The sequence below is a fragment of the Kocuria sp. CPCC 205260 genome (assembly GCF_040981045.1).
Lineage (GTDB): Bacteria > Actinomycetota > Actinomycetes > Actinomycetales > Micrococcaceae > Kocuria > Kocuria palustris.
This window is the reverse complement of record NZ_JAVKPT010000001.1, coordinates 878357-892961: the sequence shown is the minus strand read 5'-3', so window position 1 is coordinate 892961 and position 14605 is coordinate 878357. Positions and strand designations below refer to the sequence as shown.

14 protein-coding genes are annotated in these 14605 nt (G+C 70.7%); 5 read left to right on the top strand and 9 right to left on the bottom strand.

Translation table 11 applies throughout. The annotated features are described in order from the left end of the window. Positions 1–75: 75 nt before the first annotated feature. Complete coding sequence (locus RF645_RS04015; protein WP_368818633.1) at positions 76–1080, bottom strand: magnesium and cobalt transport protein CorA; 1005 nt, start codon at positions 1078–1080, stop codon at positions 76–78. A 68-nt stretch (positions 1081–1148) separates the two neighbouring features. Here RF645_RS04015 and RF645_RS04010 point away from each other — a divergent pair, with 68 nt between their 5' ends. After that, entirely contained in the window at positions 1149–2201 is a 1053-nt protein-coding gene (locus tag RF645_RS04010) for a glycine betaine ABC transporter substrate-binding protein (RefSeq protein ID WP_006215481.1), read from the top strand. Between the two features lie 19 nt (positions 2202–2220). After that, positions 2221–3444, top strand: coding sequence for a pyridoxal phosphate-dependent aminotransferase (locus RF645_RS04005; protein WP_006215480.1), 1224 nt, complete (start codon positions 2221–2223; stop codon positions 3442–3444). A 166-nt stretch (positions 3445–3610) separates the two neighbouring features. Here RF645_RS04005 and RF645_RS04000 read toward each other — a convergent pair whose 3' ends face one another. Next, on the bottom strand, positions 3611–5191 hold the full coding sequence (locus tag RF645_RS04000) for an MFS transporter (protein ID WP_006215479.1): 1581 nt from the start codon (positions 5189–5191) through the stop codon (positions 3611–3613). Between the two features lie 222 nt (positions 5192–5413). On the opposite strand from RF645_RS04000, the gene RF645_RS03995 reads away from it, so the two are divergent. Continuing rightward, complete coding sequence (locus RF645_RS03995) at positions 5414–5959, top strand: TetR/AcrR family transcriptional regulator (protein WP_006215478.1); 546 nt, start codon at positions 5414–5416, stop codon at positions 5957–5959. A gap of 9 nt (positions 5960–5968) precedes the next feature. Here RF645_RS03995 and RF645_RS03990 read toward each other — a convergent pair whose 3' ends face one another. Both RF645_RS03990 and xseA read right to left on the bottom strand, forming a co-directional pair. After that, positions 5969–6229: an exodeoxyribonuclease VII small subunit gene (locus tag RF645_RS03990; protein ID WP_006215477.1), complete on the bottom strand. Its 261-nt coding sequence runs from the start codon at positions 6227–6229 to the stop codon at positions 5969–5971. Between the two features lie 36 nt (positions 6230–6265). Continuing rightward, a complete protein-coding gene (gene xseA, locus RF645_RS03985; RefSeq protein WP_006215476.1) occupies positions 6266–7552 on the bottom strand; it encodes an exodeoxyribonuclease VII large subunit in 1287 nt (428 codons plus the stop codon). An 82-nt stretch (positions 7553–7634) separates the two neighbouring features. Between xseA and RF645_RS03980 the strand changes: the two genes are divergently transcribed. Next, complete coding sequence (locus RF645_RS03980) at positions 7635–8690, top strand: hypothetical protein (protein WP_157796665.1); 1056 nt, start codon at positions 7635–7637, stop codon at positions 8688–8690. Between the two features lie 79 nt (positions 8691–8769). After that, entirely contained in the window at positions 8770–9852 is a 1083-nt protein-coding gene (locus RF645_RS03975; RefSeq protein ID WP_040561387.1) for a 4-hydroxy-3-methylbut-2-enyl diphosphate reductase, read from the top strand. A gap of 21 nt (positions 9853–9873) precedes the next feature. Here the strand turns inward: RF645_RS03975 and rmuC are convergent, their stop codons facing one another. The 5 genes from rmuC to RF645_RS03950 form a co-directional block, all read right to left on the bottom strand. Next, positions 9874–11112, bottom strand: a complete 1239-nt coding sequence (gene rmuC, locus RF645_RS03970) for a DNA recombination protein RmuC (RefSeq protein ID WP_006215473.1) — start codon at positions 11110–11112, stop codon at positions 9874–9876. An 86-nt stretch (positions 11113–11198) separates the two neighbouring features. Further along, complete coding sequence (locus tag RF645_RS03965; protein WP_040561360.1) at positions 11199–11963, bottom strand: hypothetical protein; 765 nt, start codon at positions 11961–11963, stop codon at positions 11199–11201. A 67-nt stretch (positions 11964–12030) separates the two neighbouring features. Beyond that, positions 12031–12645, bottom strand: a complete 615-nt coding sequence (locus RF645_RS03960) for a response regulator transcription factor (RefSeq protein WP_006215471.1) — start codon at positions 12643–12645, stop codon at positions 12031–12033. Then, positions 12642–13742, bottom strand: coding sequence for a sensor histidine kinase (locus RF645_RS03955; RefSeq protein WP_006215470.1), 1101 nt, complete (start codon positions 13740–13742; stop codon positions 12642–12644). The genes RF645_RS03960 and RF645_RS03955 overlap by 4 nt, the downstream gene beginning before the upstream one ends. After that, positions 13739–14572 (bottom strand): ABC transporter permease, encoded by an 834-nt coding sequence (locus RF645_RS03950; RefSeq protein WP_368818632.1) that lies wholly within the window; start codon positions 14570–14572, stop codon positions 13739–13741. The genes RF645_RS03955 and RF645_RS03950 overlap by 4 nt, the downstream gene beginning before the upstream one ends. Between the last annotated feature and the right edge of the window lie 33 nt (positions 14573–14605).

Genomic DNA, 14605 nt, shown 5'->3' with positions numbered 1-14605 from the left:
CGCACACCGCACGACGACGGCCGGTCACCTCCTCCGGGGAGGCGACCGGCCGTCGTCGTACTCAGGCACGAGCGCTCACAGCCAGTCCTTGTGCTTGAACACGAGGTAGAGCACGAGCGAGCACAGCGCCATCAGCCCCAGCGAGTACGGGTAGCCCAGCGCCCAGTGCAGCTCGGGCATGTCGTCGAAGTTCATGCCGTAGATGCCCGCGATCAGGGTCGGCACCACCAGGATGGCGGCCCAGGACGAGATCCTCTTGGTCTGGTCGTTGAGCTGCATGGCGGCGTCGTTCTGCCGGGCGGCGGTCAGCGTGGCGTCGAGCTGCATGGCGTCGTTGAGCGCCGCGCGCAGCGACTCCACGCGGCGGGTCACCGACACGGCGTGATCGGACACATCGCGCAGCAGGTGGCGCAGGGTCTCGTCGTCCCGGACCCGCTCGGCCCGGGCAGCCTGCCCGAGCATGTCCTCGAGGGGCTCGCAGGCGCGGTGGAAGCCGGTGACCTGCCGGGCGAGGCTGTAGATGCGCGGCGAGACCCGGTCCTCGCCGGCCAGCAGATCGTCCTCGATCTGATCCAGATCGGCTGAGACCCCCTGCAGGACCGGGAAGTAGTCGTCCACCATCTGATCGACGACGGTGTAGTGCACGGCAGCCGGCCCCCGGGCCAGCAGCTTGGGATCGTCCTCCAGGCGCCGAGCGGCTCGGCGCAGCACCTCCGACGGCTCGTAGCGCACGGTCACCGCGTAGTCGGTGCCCAGGAAGACGTGGATCTCCCCGATCCGGATCTGCTCCTGGGCATCGTCGTAGACGGCCGGGCGAAGGACCGTGAACATGTCCGGCCCGTAGCGCTCGACCTTGGGCCGCTGATGGGCCTGCAGCGAGTCCTCGACGGCCAGATCGTGCAGCGCGAAGCGCCCCTGCAGCTGGTCGAACTCCTCCCGGGTGGGCGATTCCAGGGCGATCCAGATGAAGCTGCCGTCGTGCTCGGGGGAGTCATCGAGCAGCCGGGCTCCTTCGCGGATCGAGCTCGGGGACGCCAGGAGGCGCCCGTCACGATAGACGGCGCAGTGCTGAAGGGGCATGGTGTCGATCCTAGGGGCGTCGGCGTCGGCGTCGGCGCCGGAGGTCGGGCTTCCCTAGACTGGCGCGCATGGGAATCAGCGGGCAGCAGGAGACCACGGCGCGATCCACCGGCAGGAGCCTCCGGCGCGGCCTGCTGGCGGTCTCGGCGACCGGGCTGCTCGTGCTCACCGGCTGCGGCGACCGCGGCGACGATCCCCAGCCGGCAGTCTCGGAGGAGGGGCCCGTGCTGGTCGGCGCCGGTCCCACCGTCCAGACGCAGGCCGTCGCGGATGCGTGGGTGCTGGCGCTGGAGGACAGCGGCATCGCAGCCGAGGTCCGCGAGGTGGAGGGAGGCCGTGCCGGCTACCTCCAGGCGGTCGAGGACGGCACGGTCGACGTCTACCCGGACTTCACCGGCGACCTCTACCTGGAGCTCGACGCCGCCTCGGCCGAGCAGTCCCCAGCAGAGCCGACCCCAAGCCCCGGGGGGGAGGCGGCAGCCGACAGCGGGGGACTGATCGATTCGCTGACCTCCCTGGTGGGACAGGACCCAGGAACCGCAGGGTTCTCGGATGCCGATGTTGAGGCAGCCGTGCAGGAGCAGCTGCCCGACGGCCTGACCCTGCTGGCCACGGGCTCGGCGGATCGCACCCGGGCCATGGCCGTCACCGCGGCCACGGGTGCGCAGCTGTCCGGCAGCACGCTGGATTCGCTGAGCGGGGACTGCTCGAAGATGACCATCGGCGTCCCCAACGAGGAGACCGAGCAGCCGGTCACCGTGCCGGCGCTGGAGGAGCTCTACGGCTGCGAGCCGCAGAAGGTCGTGGGCTACGGATCGCCGGAGGAGACGGTGGAGGCCCTGCTGCGCGACGACGTGCAGGCCGCAGTGGTGGTCACGACGCGTCCGGAGATCCAGGACAACGCGCTCGTGGTCCTCGAGGACGGCTCCGGCGCCATGATCCCCGAGCGCGTGGTGCCCGTGGCCGATGATGAGCTGCCGCAGAGCGTCCGGACTGTGGTCGATGACGTCGACGGCCGCCTGGATGCCGATGCCATGACCCTGCTGACGCGGATGACGACCTCCCAGGACCTGTACACGCCGTACGAGGCGGCCGATTACTGGTGGGGCACTCAGAACTAGGTCCGCGTATCGTGGGCGCATGCGCAAGATCACCCAGTCCAAGAAGCTCGCCGATGTCCGCTACGACGTCCGCGGTCCGGTCCTCGAGCAGGCGGAGCGCATGGAGGACGCGGGACACCGCATCCTGCGCCTGAACATCGGCAATCCCGCGCCGTTCGGCTTCGAGGCCCCGGACGCCGTGCTGGTCGACATGATCAAGAACCTGCCGAACGCGCAGGGCTACTCGGACTCCCGCGGCATCTTCTCGGCGCGCACCGCGGTCGTGCAGTACTACCAGACCCGCGGGATCATGAACCTCGACGTCTCCGAGGTCTTCCTGGGCAACGGCGTCTCCGAGCTGATCACCATGTCGCTGCAGGCGCTGTGCGACGACGGCGACGAGATCCTGGTCCCCTCCCCGGACTACCCGCTGTGGACCGGGGCCACGGCCCTGTCCGGCGGCACGCCCGTGCACTACGCCTGCGACGAGGCCGACGGCTGGAATCCGGACCTCGAGGACATCCGGGCCAAGATCACGCCCTCCACCCGGGGCATCGTGGTGATCAACCCGAACAACCCCACCGGTGCGGTCTACTCGCGCGAGACCCTGCAGGGGATCGTCGACCTGGCCAAGGAGCATGATCTCATCCTGTTCGCCGACGAGATCTACGAGAAGATCACCTACGACGGCGCCGAGATGATCAACCTGGCCTCGCTGTGCGGCGAGGACGTCCTGTGCCTGACCTTCTCGGGGCTGTCGAAGGCGTACCGCGTGGCGGGCTACCGCTCCGGCTGGCTGGCGATCACGGGCCCCAACTGGAAGGCCGAGTCCTACCTCGAGGGGCTCAAGCTGCTGTCCAACATGCGCATGTGCGCCAACGTCCCGGCCCAGCACGCCATCCAGACGGCCCTGGGTGGGTACCAGTCGATCAACGACCTCATCCTCCCGGGCGGGCGCCTCAAGGCCCAGCGCGATCTGGCCTACGAGCGCCTCAACGCGATCGACGGGGTGACCTGCGAGCCGGCTCGCGGCGCGCTGTACCTGTTCCCCAAGCTGGATGTCGAGAAGTTCGGGATCGAGGACGACGAGCGCTTCGCCCTGGACCTGCTCAAGGAGCAGAAGATCCTGGTCAGCCACGGCTCGGCCTTCAACCTCCCCACGCCCGATCACTTCCGGCTCGTGTTCCTGCCCTCGGTGGAGATGCTCGCCACGGCGCTGGATCGCATCGAGGAGTTCCTGGGCAGCTACCACCAGGTCCGCTGATCGGAACCCCTGACGACGCCGGCTCCCCGACTCCTCGAGTTGGGGAGCCGGCGTCGTTCCGGGCGAGGAGGATCGCGGCACCGCCGATGCGGCGGGCTGGTGACAGATCAGCAGGCCATCAGCTCTGATGGCCTGCTGATCTGCCACCAGCCGGGACTGCGGCGGATCAGTCCTCGGGATCCGTCGAGGCCGGGGGCACGATCGACATCTGCCCCGTGCGGGCATCGACGGTCGCGGTGAACGACGGGCTGCGCAGCATGCGCAGGACCAGCAGCGCGAAGGCCACCAGCACGATCGTCGAGACGACGCCCGTCATGTGGATGGCCTGTGTGTAGGCCTGCCCGGCGGCGTCGATCAGGCGCTGGCCGCCGTCGGACTGCGCGCCGATCGCGTAGGCGCCGCCCAGCGTCTCGCGAGCCGCCTGGGTGCTCTCGGCGTCGAAGCCGTCGGGGACCCGCAGGAAGCGCTGGTAGAGCCCGGTGACGATCCCGCCCACCAGCGAGGTGCCCAGCACGGAGCCGAGTTCGTAGCCGGTCTCGGAGATCGCCGAGGCCGAGCCCGACTTTTCCGGGGGGACCGAGCCGACCACGAGCTCGGTGGACAGCGTGGTCGAGAAGCCCAGCCCCAGCGACAGCACGGCGTAGCCGAGGGTCAGCGGCCACCAGGACTCGTTCGCGAACACCGCGATCACGCCGTAGCCGGCCGCGATGAGCAGCACGCCGGTGACCACGACCGTTCGGGGGCCTGCGGTGCCTGCCCAGCGGGCGCCCACCAGGCCGGAGACGATGGCCAGGGTCATGCCCGGGATGATCATGAGCCCTGCGGTGAAGGAGTCCATGCCCACGACGAGCTGCATGTGCTGGTTCAGGAAGAACAGGAAGCCGAACTGCGCCATGTTGGAGGCGATGTTCACCAGCACGCCGCCGGAGAAGCGGCCCGAGCGGAACAGCCCGAGCTCGAGCATGGGGTGGCTCAGCCGGCGCTGGCGCAGCACGAACAGGGTTCCGAAGGCCAGGCCCACGAGCATGGTCACCACGGCGGTGAGGAGAGACCCGGCGGTGGCCGCGGTCTTGATCCCGTAGACGATCGGGGTCATGGTCAGGATCGCCAGAGCGGCGGAGATCAAATCCAGCTTGCCGGGGTTGGGATCCCGCGACTCGGGCAGGACCAGCGGGGCCAGGACGGCGAAGAGCAGGCAGAAGGGAACGGGCGCCAGGATCGCGGCGTGCCAACTGAACCAGGTGAGCAGCCCTCCGCCGATGATCGGCCCCAGCGCCGCTCCGGCGCTGAAGCCCGCGGTCCACACAGCGATCGCGATGCGGCGGGAGGCGTCGGACGGGAAGAGCACGCGGATCAGGGACAGAGTGGCCGGCAGCAGCATGGAGCCGAAGATGGCCACGGCCACACGGGAGGCGATGAGCATCTCGGGGCTCGTCGAGAGCCCGCCGGCCACCGACGACAGGGCGAAGCCGACGGCGCCGATCATCAGGAGGCGTCGACGGCCGATGTGATCGCCCACGGTGCCCATCGGGATCAGCAGCCCGGCCAGGATCAGCGGGTAGATGTCCACGATCCACAGCAGCTGGGTCCCGGTGGGGCGCAGATCCGCGCCGATGTCCGGCAGGGCGAAGCTCAGGGTGGTGGTGGTGACGGCGACGGTGAGCACCGGGAGCATCAGGGCGGCTAGCCCGATCCACGCGCTGCGCTGGGTGCCCTGCTCCTGGGCGGCGGTCTGGGCAGTGGACACGCTGACCTCCTCACATGCTCTCGGCTCGCGATCTCGAGCGCGGCCGGGGCTGTGCCTCACCGGCGGCTCGGGCGAGCGGTGGCTTCTCGGTGCGCCGTGACAGCGGCGCCCGCGTAACTGTACCGTCTGGACGGTATGGTTTCACGCGAGTGTCGTGAGGCTCACCGCAGCGGCGCAGGACGATCGGATCGACCCGTCGGGTCGACGAGGGAAGGAGGCGGCGTGGCACGCAAGCCCCAGGCCCGGGAGCGGCTCCTCGACGCCTTCGACCGGATCGTCGTGGATGAGGGGGAGCGCTCGGCGACCCTCGAGGCCGTGGCGGCGCGCGCCGGGGTCTCCAAGGGCGGGCTGCTCTACCACTTCTCCACCCGGCAGGAGCTGGCCGACGCCTCGGTGGAGCGCATGCGGCAACTCGCCGAGGAAGGCACGCAGGCCATGGAGGCCTCCGCCGAAGGCTCCGCCCGGGCCTACCTGCGCTCCTCCCTGTGGGCCGATACCGCCCTGGACCGCTCGATCCTCACGACCTCGCGCCTGGTCCAGAGCGGCGATCAGGGTGCGCGGGAGGCCATGCTGGGCCTCGAGGCCCGCTGGTACCGGATGCTCGAGGCCGAGCTGGGCGATCCTGTGACCGCCCAGGCCGTGCTGCACATGGGCGACGGGCTGTATCACAACGCCGCGCTCGGGATCCTGGCTGATCGCGCGCAGGACCGCGAGGCGGTCATGGAGCAGCTGCTCGAGGCGCTCGAGCGGCTTCGCCCGAGCTCCTGAGCCGCGGTCTCAGTCCTGGTCCTCGGCGCTCTCGCGGCGCGCGCGGGCGGCATCCAGGCGGTCTCGGGCGCCGTCGAGCCACTGCTCGCAGCGATTGGCCAGTGCCTCGCCGCGCTCCCACAGCGCCAGCGACTCCTCCAGCGCCGTGCCGCCGGCCTCGAGCTTGGACACGGTGGCCACGAGCTCCTCGCGGGCCTGCTCGTAGCCCATGGACTCGATGTCGGAGAGGTCCGGGGCGGCACCGGGGGAGGACGGGGTGGTCTCGGTCATGAGTGCGGTCCTTTCGGGGAAAGCGGTGATCGTGGGTCAGTCGTCGCGCAGCTGTCCGGGGCGGCGCTCGGAGAGCTCGAGGGTCCGCACCGACAGCTCGCCTGCGGCCAGGCGCACCGTGAGCTCGTCGTCCACGGCCACCTGATCGGTGCCGCGCACCACGGCGCCGCTGTCATCCTGGACCACGGCGTAGCCGCGGTTGAGGGTCTCCTGCGGGGACAGCGCGCGCACCCGCAGCTTCATCTGCTCGATCGCGGTGCGGTCCCGTTCGATCCGGTGGGCGGTGGTGCGCTGGGAGCGCTCGCGCAGGCGGTCGATGTCCTCCTCGCGCACCAGGATCATGCCCTCCGGCTGGTCCAGGACGGGGCGGGAGCGGATCGACTCCAGGGCTCGCTGCTCCCGGTCGAGGAACTGGGTCACCGCGCGATCCAGCACCGCTCGGGCGCGGGCGACGTTCGCCTTCTCCTCCACGAGGTCCGGGACCACGCGCTTGCCGGCGTCGGTGGGCGTGGAGGCGCGGACGTCGGCCACGTGATCCAGCAGCGGCTGGTCGTTCTCGTGGCCGATCGCCGAGATCACGGGGGTGGTGGCATCGGCGACGGCGCGCAGCAGGCGCTCGTCGCTGAACGGCAGCAGGTCCTCGAAGGCGCCGCCGCCGCGGGCGATGATGATGACGTCGACGTCCGGGTGGGCGTCGAGCTCGGCGAGCGCGCCCATGACCTGGCCTGCAGAGGCGGCGCCCTGCACGGCGACGTTGCGGATCTCGAACTGCACCGACGGCCACCGCAGGGACGCGTTGCGCACGACGTCCTTCTCGGCATCCGAGTTGCGCCCGGTGATCAGCCCGACGCGCTGGGGCAGCTGGGGGATCGGGCGCTTGCGCTCGGCGTCGAACAGGCCCTCCTCGGCCAGCGCGCGGCGCAGCTGCTCGATGCGCACCAGCAGATCGCCCAGGCCCACAGGACGCACGCCGTGGCCGATCATCGACAGCCGCCCGGTCTTGGTCCAGTAGTCGGGGCGGACCTGGGCGACGACCCGCATGCCCTTCTCGAGCGGGGTCTCCAGGGCCTGCATCTCGCGAGGGAACAGGGTCACGGGGACCGAGATCTCCTGGTCGACGTCGCGCAGGGTCAGGAAGGTGACGCGCGGGCGCTCGTTGATCTCGATGATCTGGCCCTCGACCCAGGTGGGGTCGCACCGGGCGATGTACGCGTGGAGGTTCTCGGCCAGCAGCCGCAGCGGCCACGGGTTCTCCGGCGTGGTCAGCCCCGCGCGCGGGGCCGGTGCCGGGCGCTGATCGCCGGCGGGGGGCTGTTCCGTCATGTTCCATGCATACCACCCGAGTCGTGCAGGTCACGGGTCCGACGCCGGTGGGTGGACAGCCTGTCCCGGTAGCGTGGTGCGCATGACTGCTCAGCGCTCCGAGACCCCCGCCGGAGGCCTTCCCTGGGACCGGCCTGCGCCCGCGGCGCGACGTCGCGGTCCCGGTGCGCTGGGCGTTCTGCGCACCGTCGTGGCCTCGGTCCTGGCGCTGTGTGCCGGGCTGGCGGCGGTGATGGCCGTGGCGACCACCTGGATCGATGACACCGTGATGGATCGCGAGGGCTTCTCGGCGCTGTCGGAGGACCTGCTGGCCGATCAGCAGCTGCGCGGCGAGATCGAGGACATGGCGCTGGACTCCGCCTCCCAGGCCGTCCAGAACGCCGACACCGGGGACATCCCGCTGGGCGGGACGATCACCGGCTGGGTGGACCGCAGGGTGCAGTCGACCATGAGCGACTACTTCGACGGCGACGCCTACCAGCAGGACATGCGCGAGGTCCTCGAGGGCACGTACGACGCCAACGTCGCCGCTGCCGAGAGCCCCGACGGCGCCCCGGAGGACCTGCAGGTCGAGGTCGCGCCGGTCATGGACGGGCTCTCCGAGGCGATCAGCGACCGGCTGAACTTCGGCCTGGAGGTCGATCTGTCCTCGATGGATCTGGTGGGCATCCAGGACGGCGTGGCCGAGATCCCCGACTCGGCCACCGGCCCCGCGCTGGATCAGCTCTCCGAGGTCTCGGATCAGGCGCCGTACTGGTGGATCGCTGCTGCGGTCGCCGCTGTCCTGGCGCTGCTCATCGCCCGGCATCGCGAGTGGGCGCTGCTGGGGGCAGGCATCGGTCTCATCGGCGGCGTGATCGCAGCCGGGATGGTCCTGCAGGGCTTCGCCGACTCGGTCATGGCCTCCCCGGACCTGGAGGGGGTGGGTCGCACCGTGGTCGATCGGCTGTTCGCGGTGCTCGGTGCCGGCCTGGACCAGCGGCTGAGCCCCTGGCTGTGGACCGGGGTGGCGCTGACCGCAGCAGGGGTGGTCCTGGGCGGGCTGCGCCTGACCTGGCGCCTGGGCGGCGACGACGCCTCCGGCGGTGACTCGACGACCGGGCTGAGCCGAAGCGGTCGGCGGGTCATCGAGGCCTGATGCCGCGTGGCCGCCGGCAGTGATCCGGTGACACGCATGACATGTCCCCGGCACCTGTGGAGCCCGTAGAATGCGGGGCATGTCCGCACCCGTCGCTCTCTCCATGCCCGTCGTCCCCCGCGTGCGCCGCTCTCCTGAGGAGGTCGCGGCGGCAGCGCCCGTCGAAGGGGACAAGAAGGTCCTGCTCGCCTCCCCGCGCGGCTACTGCGCCGGCGTGGACCGGGCCGTGATCGCGGTGGAGAAGGCGCTCGATCACTACGGCGCGCCGGTGTACGTGCGCAAGGAGATCGTGCACAACAAGCACGTGGTCCAGACCCTCGAGGCCGACGGCGCGGTGTTCGTGGAGGAGGTCGACGAGGTCCCGGAGGGCTCGCTGCTCGTGTTCTCCGCCCACGGCGTCTCCCCGGCGGTCGTGAGCTCGGCCGCCGATCGCGGCCTGCAGACCATCGACGCCACCTGCCCGCTGGTGACCAAGGTGCACCGCGAGGCCGTGCGCTTCGCCAAGCAGGGCCGTCAGATCCTGCTCATCGGCCACGTGGGCCACGAGGAGGTCGAGGGCACCTACGGCGAGGCCCCGGACCGCACGATCATCGTCAACGGCCCGGAGGACGTGCCGAGCCTCGAGGTCGAGGACCCCGACAACCTCGTGTGGCTGTCCCAGACCACGCTGTCCGTGGACGAGACCCTCGAGATCGTCACCGCCCTGCGCGAGCGCTTCCCGAACCTGCAGGATCCGCCCTCCGACGACATCTGCTACGCGACCTCCAACCGCCAGGGCGCGATCAAGGAGATCGCGCCGCAGACGGATCTGGTGATCGTGGTGGGCTCCCCGAACTCGTCGAACTCCGTGCGCCTCAAGGAGGTCGCCGCCGAGTACGGCGCGGCTCGCGCCGAGCGCGTGGACAACGCGAACGAGGTGGACGAGTCCTGGTTCGAGGGCGTGCGCACCGTGGGCGTGACCTCGGGCGCCTCCGTGCCGGAGGTCCTGGTCCGTGACGTCATGGCCCTGCTGGCCGAGTACGGCTACGCCGACGTGGAGGAGGTCGTCACGGCCGAGGAGGACATCCTCTTCTCGCTTCCCAAGGAGCTGCGTGCGCGTCTGACGGCAGACGGCGACGCCACCCGCAACCTCGGAGGCCGCGGAGCGCGCCCGGCGCGCTGAGCCTGTCGGCCGATCGACAGGTCAGTCCTGCGGCCCCTCCTGCGTCTCCTGGTCCAGCAGCTCCGGGGCTGTGATCGCACGCGGGGTGGACTCGACCGTGGCCGTCTCCAGGCGGTCGTCGGCGGGTGCCGTGACATCCAGGTCGTTGAGCCGACGAGCCGTGGGCAGCACGCGGGTCTCGAGCGAGCCCACGAGCTTGTTGTAGGTCTCCACGGAGCGGCGGATGGACCCGCCCATGGCGCTGAGGTGCCCGCCCACGGTGCCCAGCCGGTCGTAGAGGTCCCGCGACAGCTGCAGCAGCTGCGACGCGTCCTGAGCCAGCGACTCCTGGCGCCATGAGAAGGCGACCGCCTTGAGCGAGGCAAGCAGGGAGACCGGCGACACCAGGGCCACGCTGCGCGCCGCTGCATGATCCAGCAGCGAGGGATCCGCCTCCAGCGCGGCCGACAGCGCCGACTCCACGGGCACGAAGCACAGCACGAGCTCGGGCGAGCCGACGGTCGAGGTCCAGTACTTCTTGGAGCCCAGGGCGTCCACGTGCGCTCGCAGGGCATCGGCGTGGCCCTTGAGCAGCTTGGTCCGGGCGGCGAGGGCCGGCTCCGAGCCGTCGTGGCCGAGGTCCTGGGCGCGCAGGTACGAGGCCATGGGGGCCTTGGCATCAACGATCAGCCGCTGCTCCCCGGGCAGCTTCACGACCATGTCCGGACGGTGCGCGCCGTCCTCGGTCTGCACATGGACCTGCTCCTGGAAGTCGACGTGGCGCAGCATCCCCGCGGCCTCCACCACGCGGCGCAGCTGGACCTCGCCCCAGGTGCCGCGGGCGGAGTTGGAGCGCAGCGATCCCGCCAGCGATCCCGTGACGCGCTGCAGCTCGGCGTCCGCCTCCCGAGCCTGCTCGAGCGCGCGGGAGACCTCCCCGAACTGCTGGGAGCGATCCTTCTCGAGCCGGGTCACGTGCTCCTGGACCCCGCGCAGCCGATCGGCCAGCGGAGCCAGAGCGGTGAGGACGTCCTGGTCCTGAGCAGAGCGCTCCTCCAGCGCGGCCACCCGCTCGGTCTGCAGTCGGGAGCTCTCCTGGGCCGCAGCAAGGCGGCGCTGCAGCTCGGCGTTGTCCTGCCGCATGCTCTCGAGCTCCCGGGCGTCCGCTCCACCGGCCGCACGACGGGAGGCCAGCAGCCAGCCCACGGCCAGACCGGCCACCGTGCCTGCGATGAAGAGCAGCAGGGGGAGGACGATGCCGAGGGAGGAGGTCTGTTCCATGCGACTCAGATTCTCAGCTCGCTCCGACAGCACAGCGGGGCCCCGTCCTCGGACGGAGCCGCGCTGCGACGAGAACCCTCAGTAGGTCAGAGGCTCCACTCCCAGCCTTCGGAGTCGAAGAGCGGGGCATACACCAGCGTGCCGGAGGAGTCGGTCACGTCGAGGATCAGTGATCCGGAGACGTTCTCACCCGGGCCGATCTCATCGGGCAGGGATTCGCCGGTGTCAAGGCACATGTAGCTGGCCACAGTGCCGATGTCATTGGCCGTGCGACCGGAAGAGTCCACGAACTTCCAGTCGTACGGATTGAACATCATGGAGTTGATGTAGAACAGCTCCTCCAGGTCCTCGGCGGAGCCGGTGCTGGCCATGATGTCGACCTTGACGAAGGACTCATTCTCCGGGGCCTCCGCGTAGGGGCTGGTGCACTGGAAGTCCGACTGGATGTCGGTGACCTCGAAGGACAGCGCTTTCTCCCCGGAGGAAGCGGTGAGGCTCGCCTCCTCGCCGATCTGCTTGGGGATGTTGCCGCGCTCGCTGAGGCCGGAGGCGTCGGCGGCAGGCTTCGCCGCCGCATCGCTATCGGCCGCCTCCGAGGCTTGCCCCGAGGCCTCGGCGGAATCGTCGCCTTCGGTCGAGGGGGAGTCCTCTGCGGCTTCCGGGGACGCCTCGGCGGAGGGCTGATCCTCGGCCGGGGCCGTCTGCGTCACCGTCACGGTCTCCGGGGCCGGCTCGGGCTCGTCGGAGGGCTGCGCAGTGCAGCCGGACAGCGCCAGCGTCAGCCCCAGGAGGCTCGCGGCGAACAGGGGGTGACGGGGGTGGGACACAGGGGCCTCCGGGTTCTCGGGCATTCGGCCATCGTTCAGGCTGTGTCCAACATCCTAGGAGGTTCTCCATGCGAACCGATGCACTGACAGCTCAGAGCCACCCGTTGTCCTGCGCCGCCCGTGCTGCCGCGGCGCGATTGGCCGTATGCGTCTTGCCGATCGCCGAGGACAGGTGGTTGCGCACCGTGCCCTGGGACAGGTGAAGGCGGGCGGCCATCTCCTTCACGGAGGCGCCGTCCAGGGCGATGCGCAGGACGTCGCGCTCGCGCTCGGTCAGGGGGCTGCCGCCGGTGATCAGCGATTCCTCGGCCAGGGAGGGGTCGATCACGCGTCCACCGACGTGGACCGTGCGCACCGCGGCGGCAAGCTGCTCGGCAGGCGTGTCCTTGACGACGAAGCCGCGTGCCCCCGCCTCCAGCGCCCGGCGCAGGTACCCGGGGCGCCCGAACGTGGTGACGATGAGGCTGCGGCACCCGAGCTGCGCGTCCCGCAGGGCGGCTGCGGTGTCGATGCCGTCGAGCCCGGGCATCTCGATGTCCAGCAGCGCTACGTCGGCCCGGTGCTCGCGCGCCAGGTCCACGACCTCCGTTCCCGAGCCGGTCTGGGCCACGATCTCCAGGTCCCCCTCGAGCTCCAGCAGCGCGGCCAGGGCGCCGCGGACCAGCGCCTGGTCATCAGCCAGCAGCAGGCGGATCGGGTCGGTCATGGCAGCCGCACTTCCAGTCGGGTTCCGGGTCGATCGGGGGAGGCGTCGGCGGCGCTGAGGATCAGCTCGCCGCCTGCCTGGCGCACGCGCTCGCGCATGCCGCGCAGGCCGTTGCCCGTGCCCGCGCCCGGATCGGTTCCGACGCCGTCGTCCTCCACCACCAGTCTGCCGGGTCCGGCCTCCACCGTGCAGACGGTGGCCTGGGCATGGCGGATCACATTGGTCACGGCCTCGCGCAGGCACCAGGCCAGCAGGGTCTGCTGCTCGGCCGGCAGACCAGCAGGGCCGGGCAGCCGTGCCTCGATCTCGGCGGCGTCCAGGGCCGTGCGCGCCGCCCGCAGCTGCGCCGCCCACTCGGGGCTGTGCAGACCGCCGACGGCCTGCCGCACCTCGCTGGCGGCCTCGCGGGACAGTGCGAGCACCTCGTCGAGCTCGGCGATCGCGCGCTGCGGGTCGCGCTCGACCATCCGGCGAGCGAGCTCGGTCTTGACCGTGATGACGGTCAGCGAGTGCCCCAGCAGGTCGTGGACGTCGCGTCCCAGCGATTCCCGCTGCTGCGCCAGGAGCAGTTGCTCAGCGAGGTCGCGTGTGCGCTCCTCGCGGTCTATCACGGAGGCCAGCACGGCCATCAGGACCGAGGACATGGCGATGACCGGGACGGCCCAGAACAGGTGCTGAGGCCACACCCAGATCAGCAGGGCCGCCGTCAGCGCGTCGAGCACCAGGATCCACATCACGCGGGAGCGCACCGAGGGGAGGCGGAATGCGAGCAGCGCCACCAGGAAGGGGAAGCACCCCAGCACCGACCCGCCCAGCAAGGGGGTCAGCAGGGCGAGGCACAGAGTCAGGCCGAACAGCCACATCAGGGTGGCCGGGATGCGCGGCAGGCGGCTCAGGGCGCCCGGCTCCCACCAGGACAGGACGTAGACGACGGCGAAGAGCAGCAGGAGCCCGACGCCGACGGCCATGGCCGCCGGGCCGTGTGCGCTGCGCAGCAGACCGACCACGGGGAAGGCCAGGAAGATCAGCCAGATGGAGGCATAGAGGGTCGATCCGACGCGCTCGTCGTGCGTGGTCTCGGCGGGGGAGAGGGTCATGCCCGTGCCTTCGAGCGTCGGGCCGCCAGCAGGGTGGTGACGGCGAAGATCGCGGTCCAGGCGAGCACGTTGACCAGAAGTCCCAGCAGGCTGTCCTCCTGTGCGGCGTTCATCCCGGTGGTCATCCCCTCCATCTGCGGCCAGGAGGCCAGTCCCTTCAGCCCGTACATGGGAGTGAACTTGGCGATCTCCAGCAGCGTCCCGGACAGCGGCATGAACAGGTTGCCGAAGAACGCGAGCACCACGAGCAGGCCCGAGGCGGCCCCGACGGCGGACTCCGAGCGGAACAGCAGCCCGAAGGTCAGCCCGTAGAGCGCGAACATGGCCGAGGCCGCCACGGTGATCAGCCCGGTGGAGATCCAGGTGCCGATCGGGCCGATGTCGGCGCCCGTCAGCGCAGCCACGATGAAGACGACGATCACCGGAAGCGCGGCGATGGCCAGCGCCACCAGGACCTTCGCGGCGGCGTACTCCGCCTGGCGCATGGGGGTCAGCCCGAGCAGCCGGCCCCATCCCTTGGAGCGCTCGACGGCTGCGGTGCCGGCGATGCTGGTCGTGGCCAGCGTGGCGCCGTAGACGGCCATGGAGACGGCGATCGTCCCTGCGACATTGCCTGAGCCGGCCGGGAAGTCGCCGAACTCCGTGAGGGCCCCGAACATCAGGTACAGCGCCGACGGCAGCACGATGACGAAGAACAGGCTCTCGACCATGCGCAGATTCCGTCGCAGGTCGTAGGCGGCGTAGCGCAGGACCGCCAGGACGGGGCTGCGTCGAGCTGTGGAGACAGGCGAGGGCGCTGCCTGCGTGCCGTGTGCGGTGGAGGTGGTCATGACGAGGGCTCCTTCATGCGGGCGGAAGGCTGT

Excerpts from the sequence above, each read along its gene's own strand:
- RF645_RS03955 (WP_006215470.1), bottom strand. The coding sequence starts at position 13,742 with ATGACCCTCTCCCCCGCCGAGACCACGCACGACGAGCGCGTCGGATCG.
- RF645_RS04005 (WP_006215480.1), top strand. The coding sequence starts at position 2,221 with ATGCGCAAGATCACCCAGTCCAAGAAGCTCGCCGATGTCCGCTACGAC.
- RF645_RS04010 (WP_006215481.1), top strand. The coding sequence starts at position 1,149 with ATGGGAATCAGCGGGCAGCAGGAGACCACGGCGCGATCCACCGGCAGG.
- RF645_RS03960 (WP_006215471.1), bottom strand. The coding sequence starts at position 12,645 with ATGACCGACCCGATCCGCCTGCTGCTGGCTGATGACCAGGCGCTGGTC.
- RF645_RS03980 (WP_157796665.1), top strand. The coding sequence starts at position 7,635 with ATGACTGCTCAGCGCTCCGAGACCCCCGCCGGAGGCCTTCCCTGGGAC.
- RF645_RS03965 (WP_040561360.1), bottom strand. The coding sequence starts at position 11,963 with ATGCCCGAGAACCCGGAGGCCCCTGTGTCCCACCCCCGTCACCCCCTG.
- xseA (WP_006215476.1), bottom strand. The coding sequence starts at position 7,552 with ATGACGGAACAGCCCCCCGCCGGCGATCAGCGCCCGGCACCGGCCCCG.
- RF645_RS03990 (WP_006215477.1), bottom strand. The coding sequence starts at position 6,229 with ATGACCGAGACCACCCCGTCCTCCCCCGGTGCCGCCCCGGACCTCTCC.
- rmuC (WP_006215473.1), bottom strand. The coding sequence starts at position 11,112 with ATGGAACAGACCTCCTCCCTCGGCATCGTCCTCCCCCTGCTGCTCTTC.
- RF645_RS04015 (WP_368818633.1), bottom strand. The coding sequence starts at position 1,080 with ATGCCCCTTCAGCACTGCGCCGTCTATCGTGACGGGCGCCTCCTGGCG.
- RF645_RS03975 (WP_040561387.1), top strand. The coding sequence starts at position 8,770 with ATGTCCGCACCCGTCGCTCTCTCCATGCCCGTCGTCCCCCGCGTGCGC.
- RF645_RS03950 (WP_368818632.1), bottom strand. The coding sequence starts at position 14,572 with ATGACCACCTCCACCGCACACGGCACGCAGGCAGCGCCCTCGCCTGTC.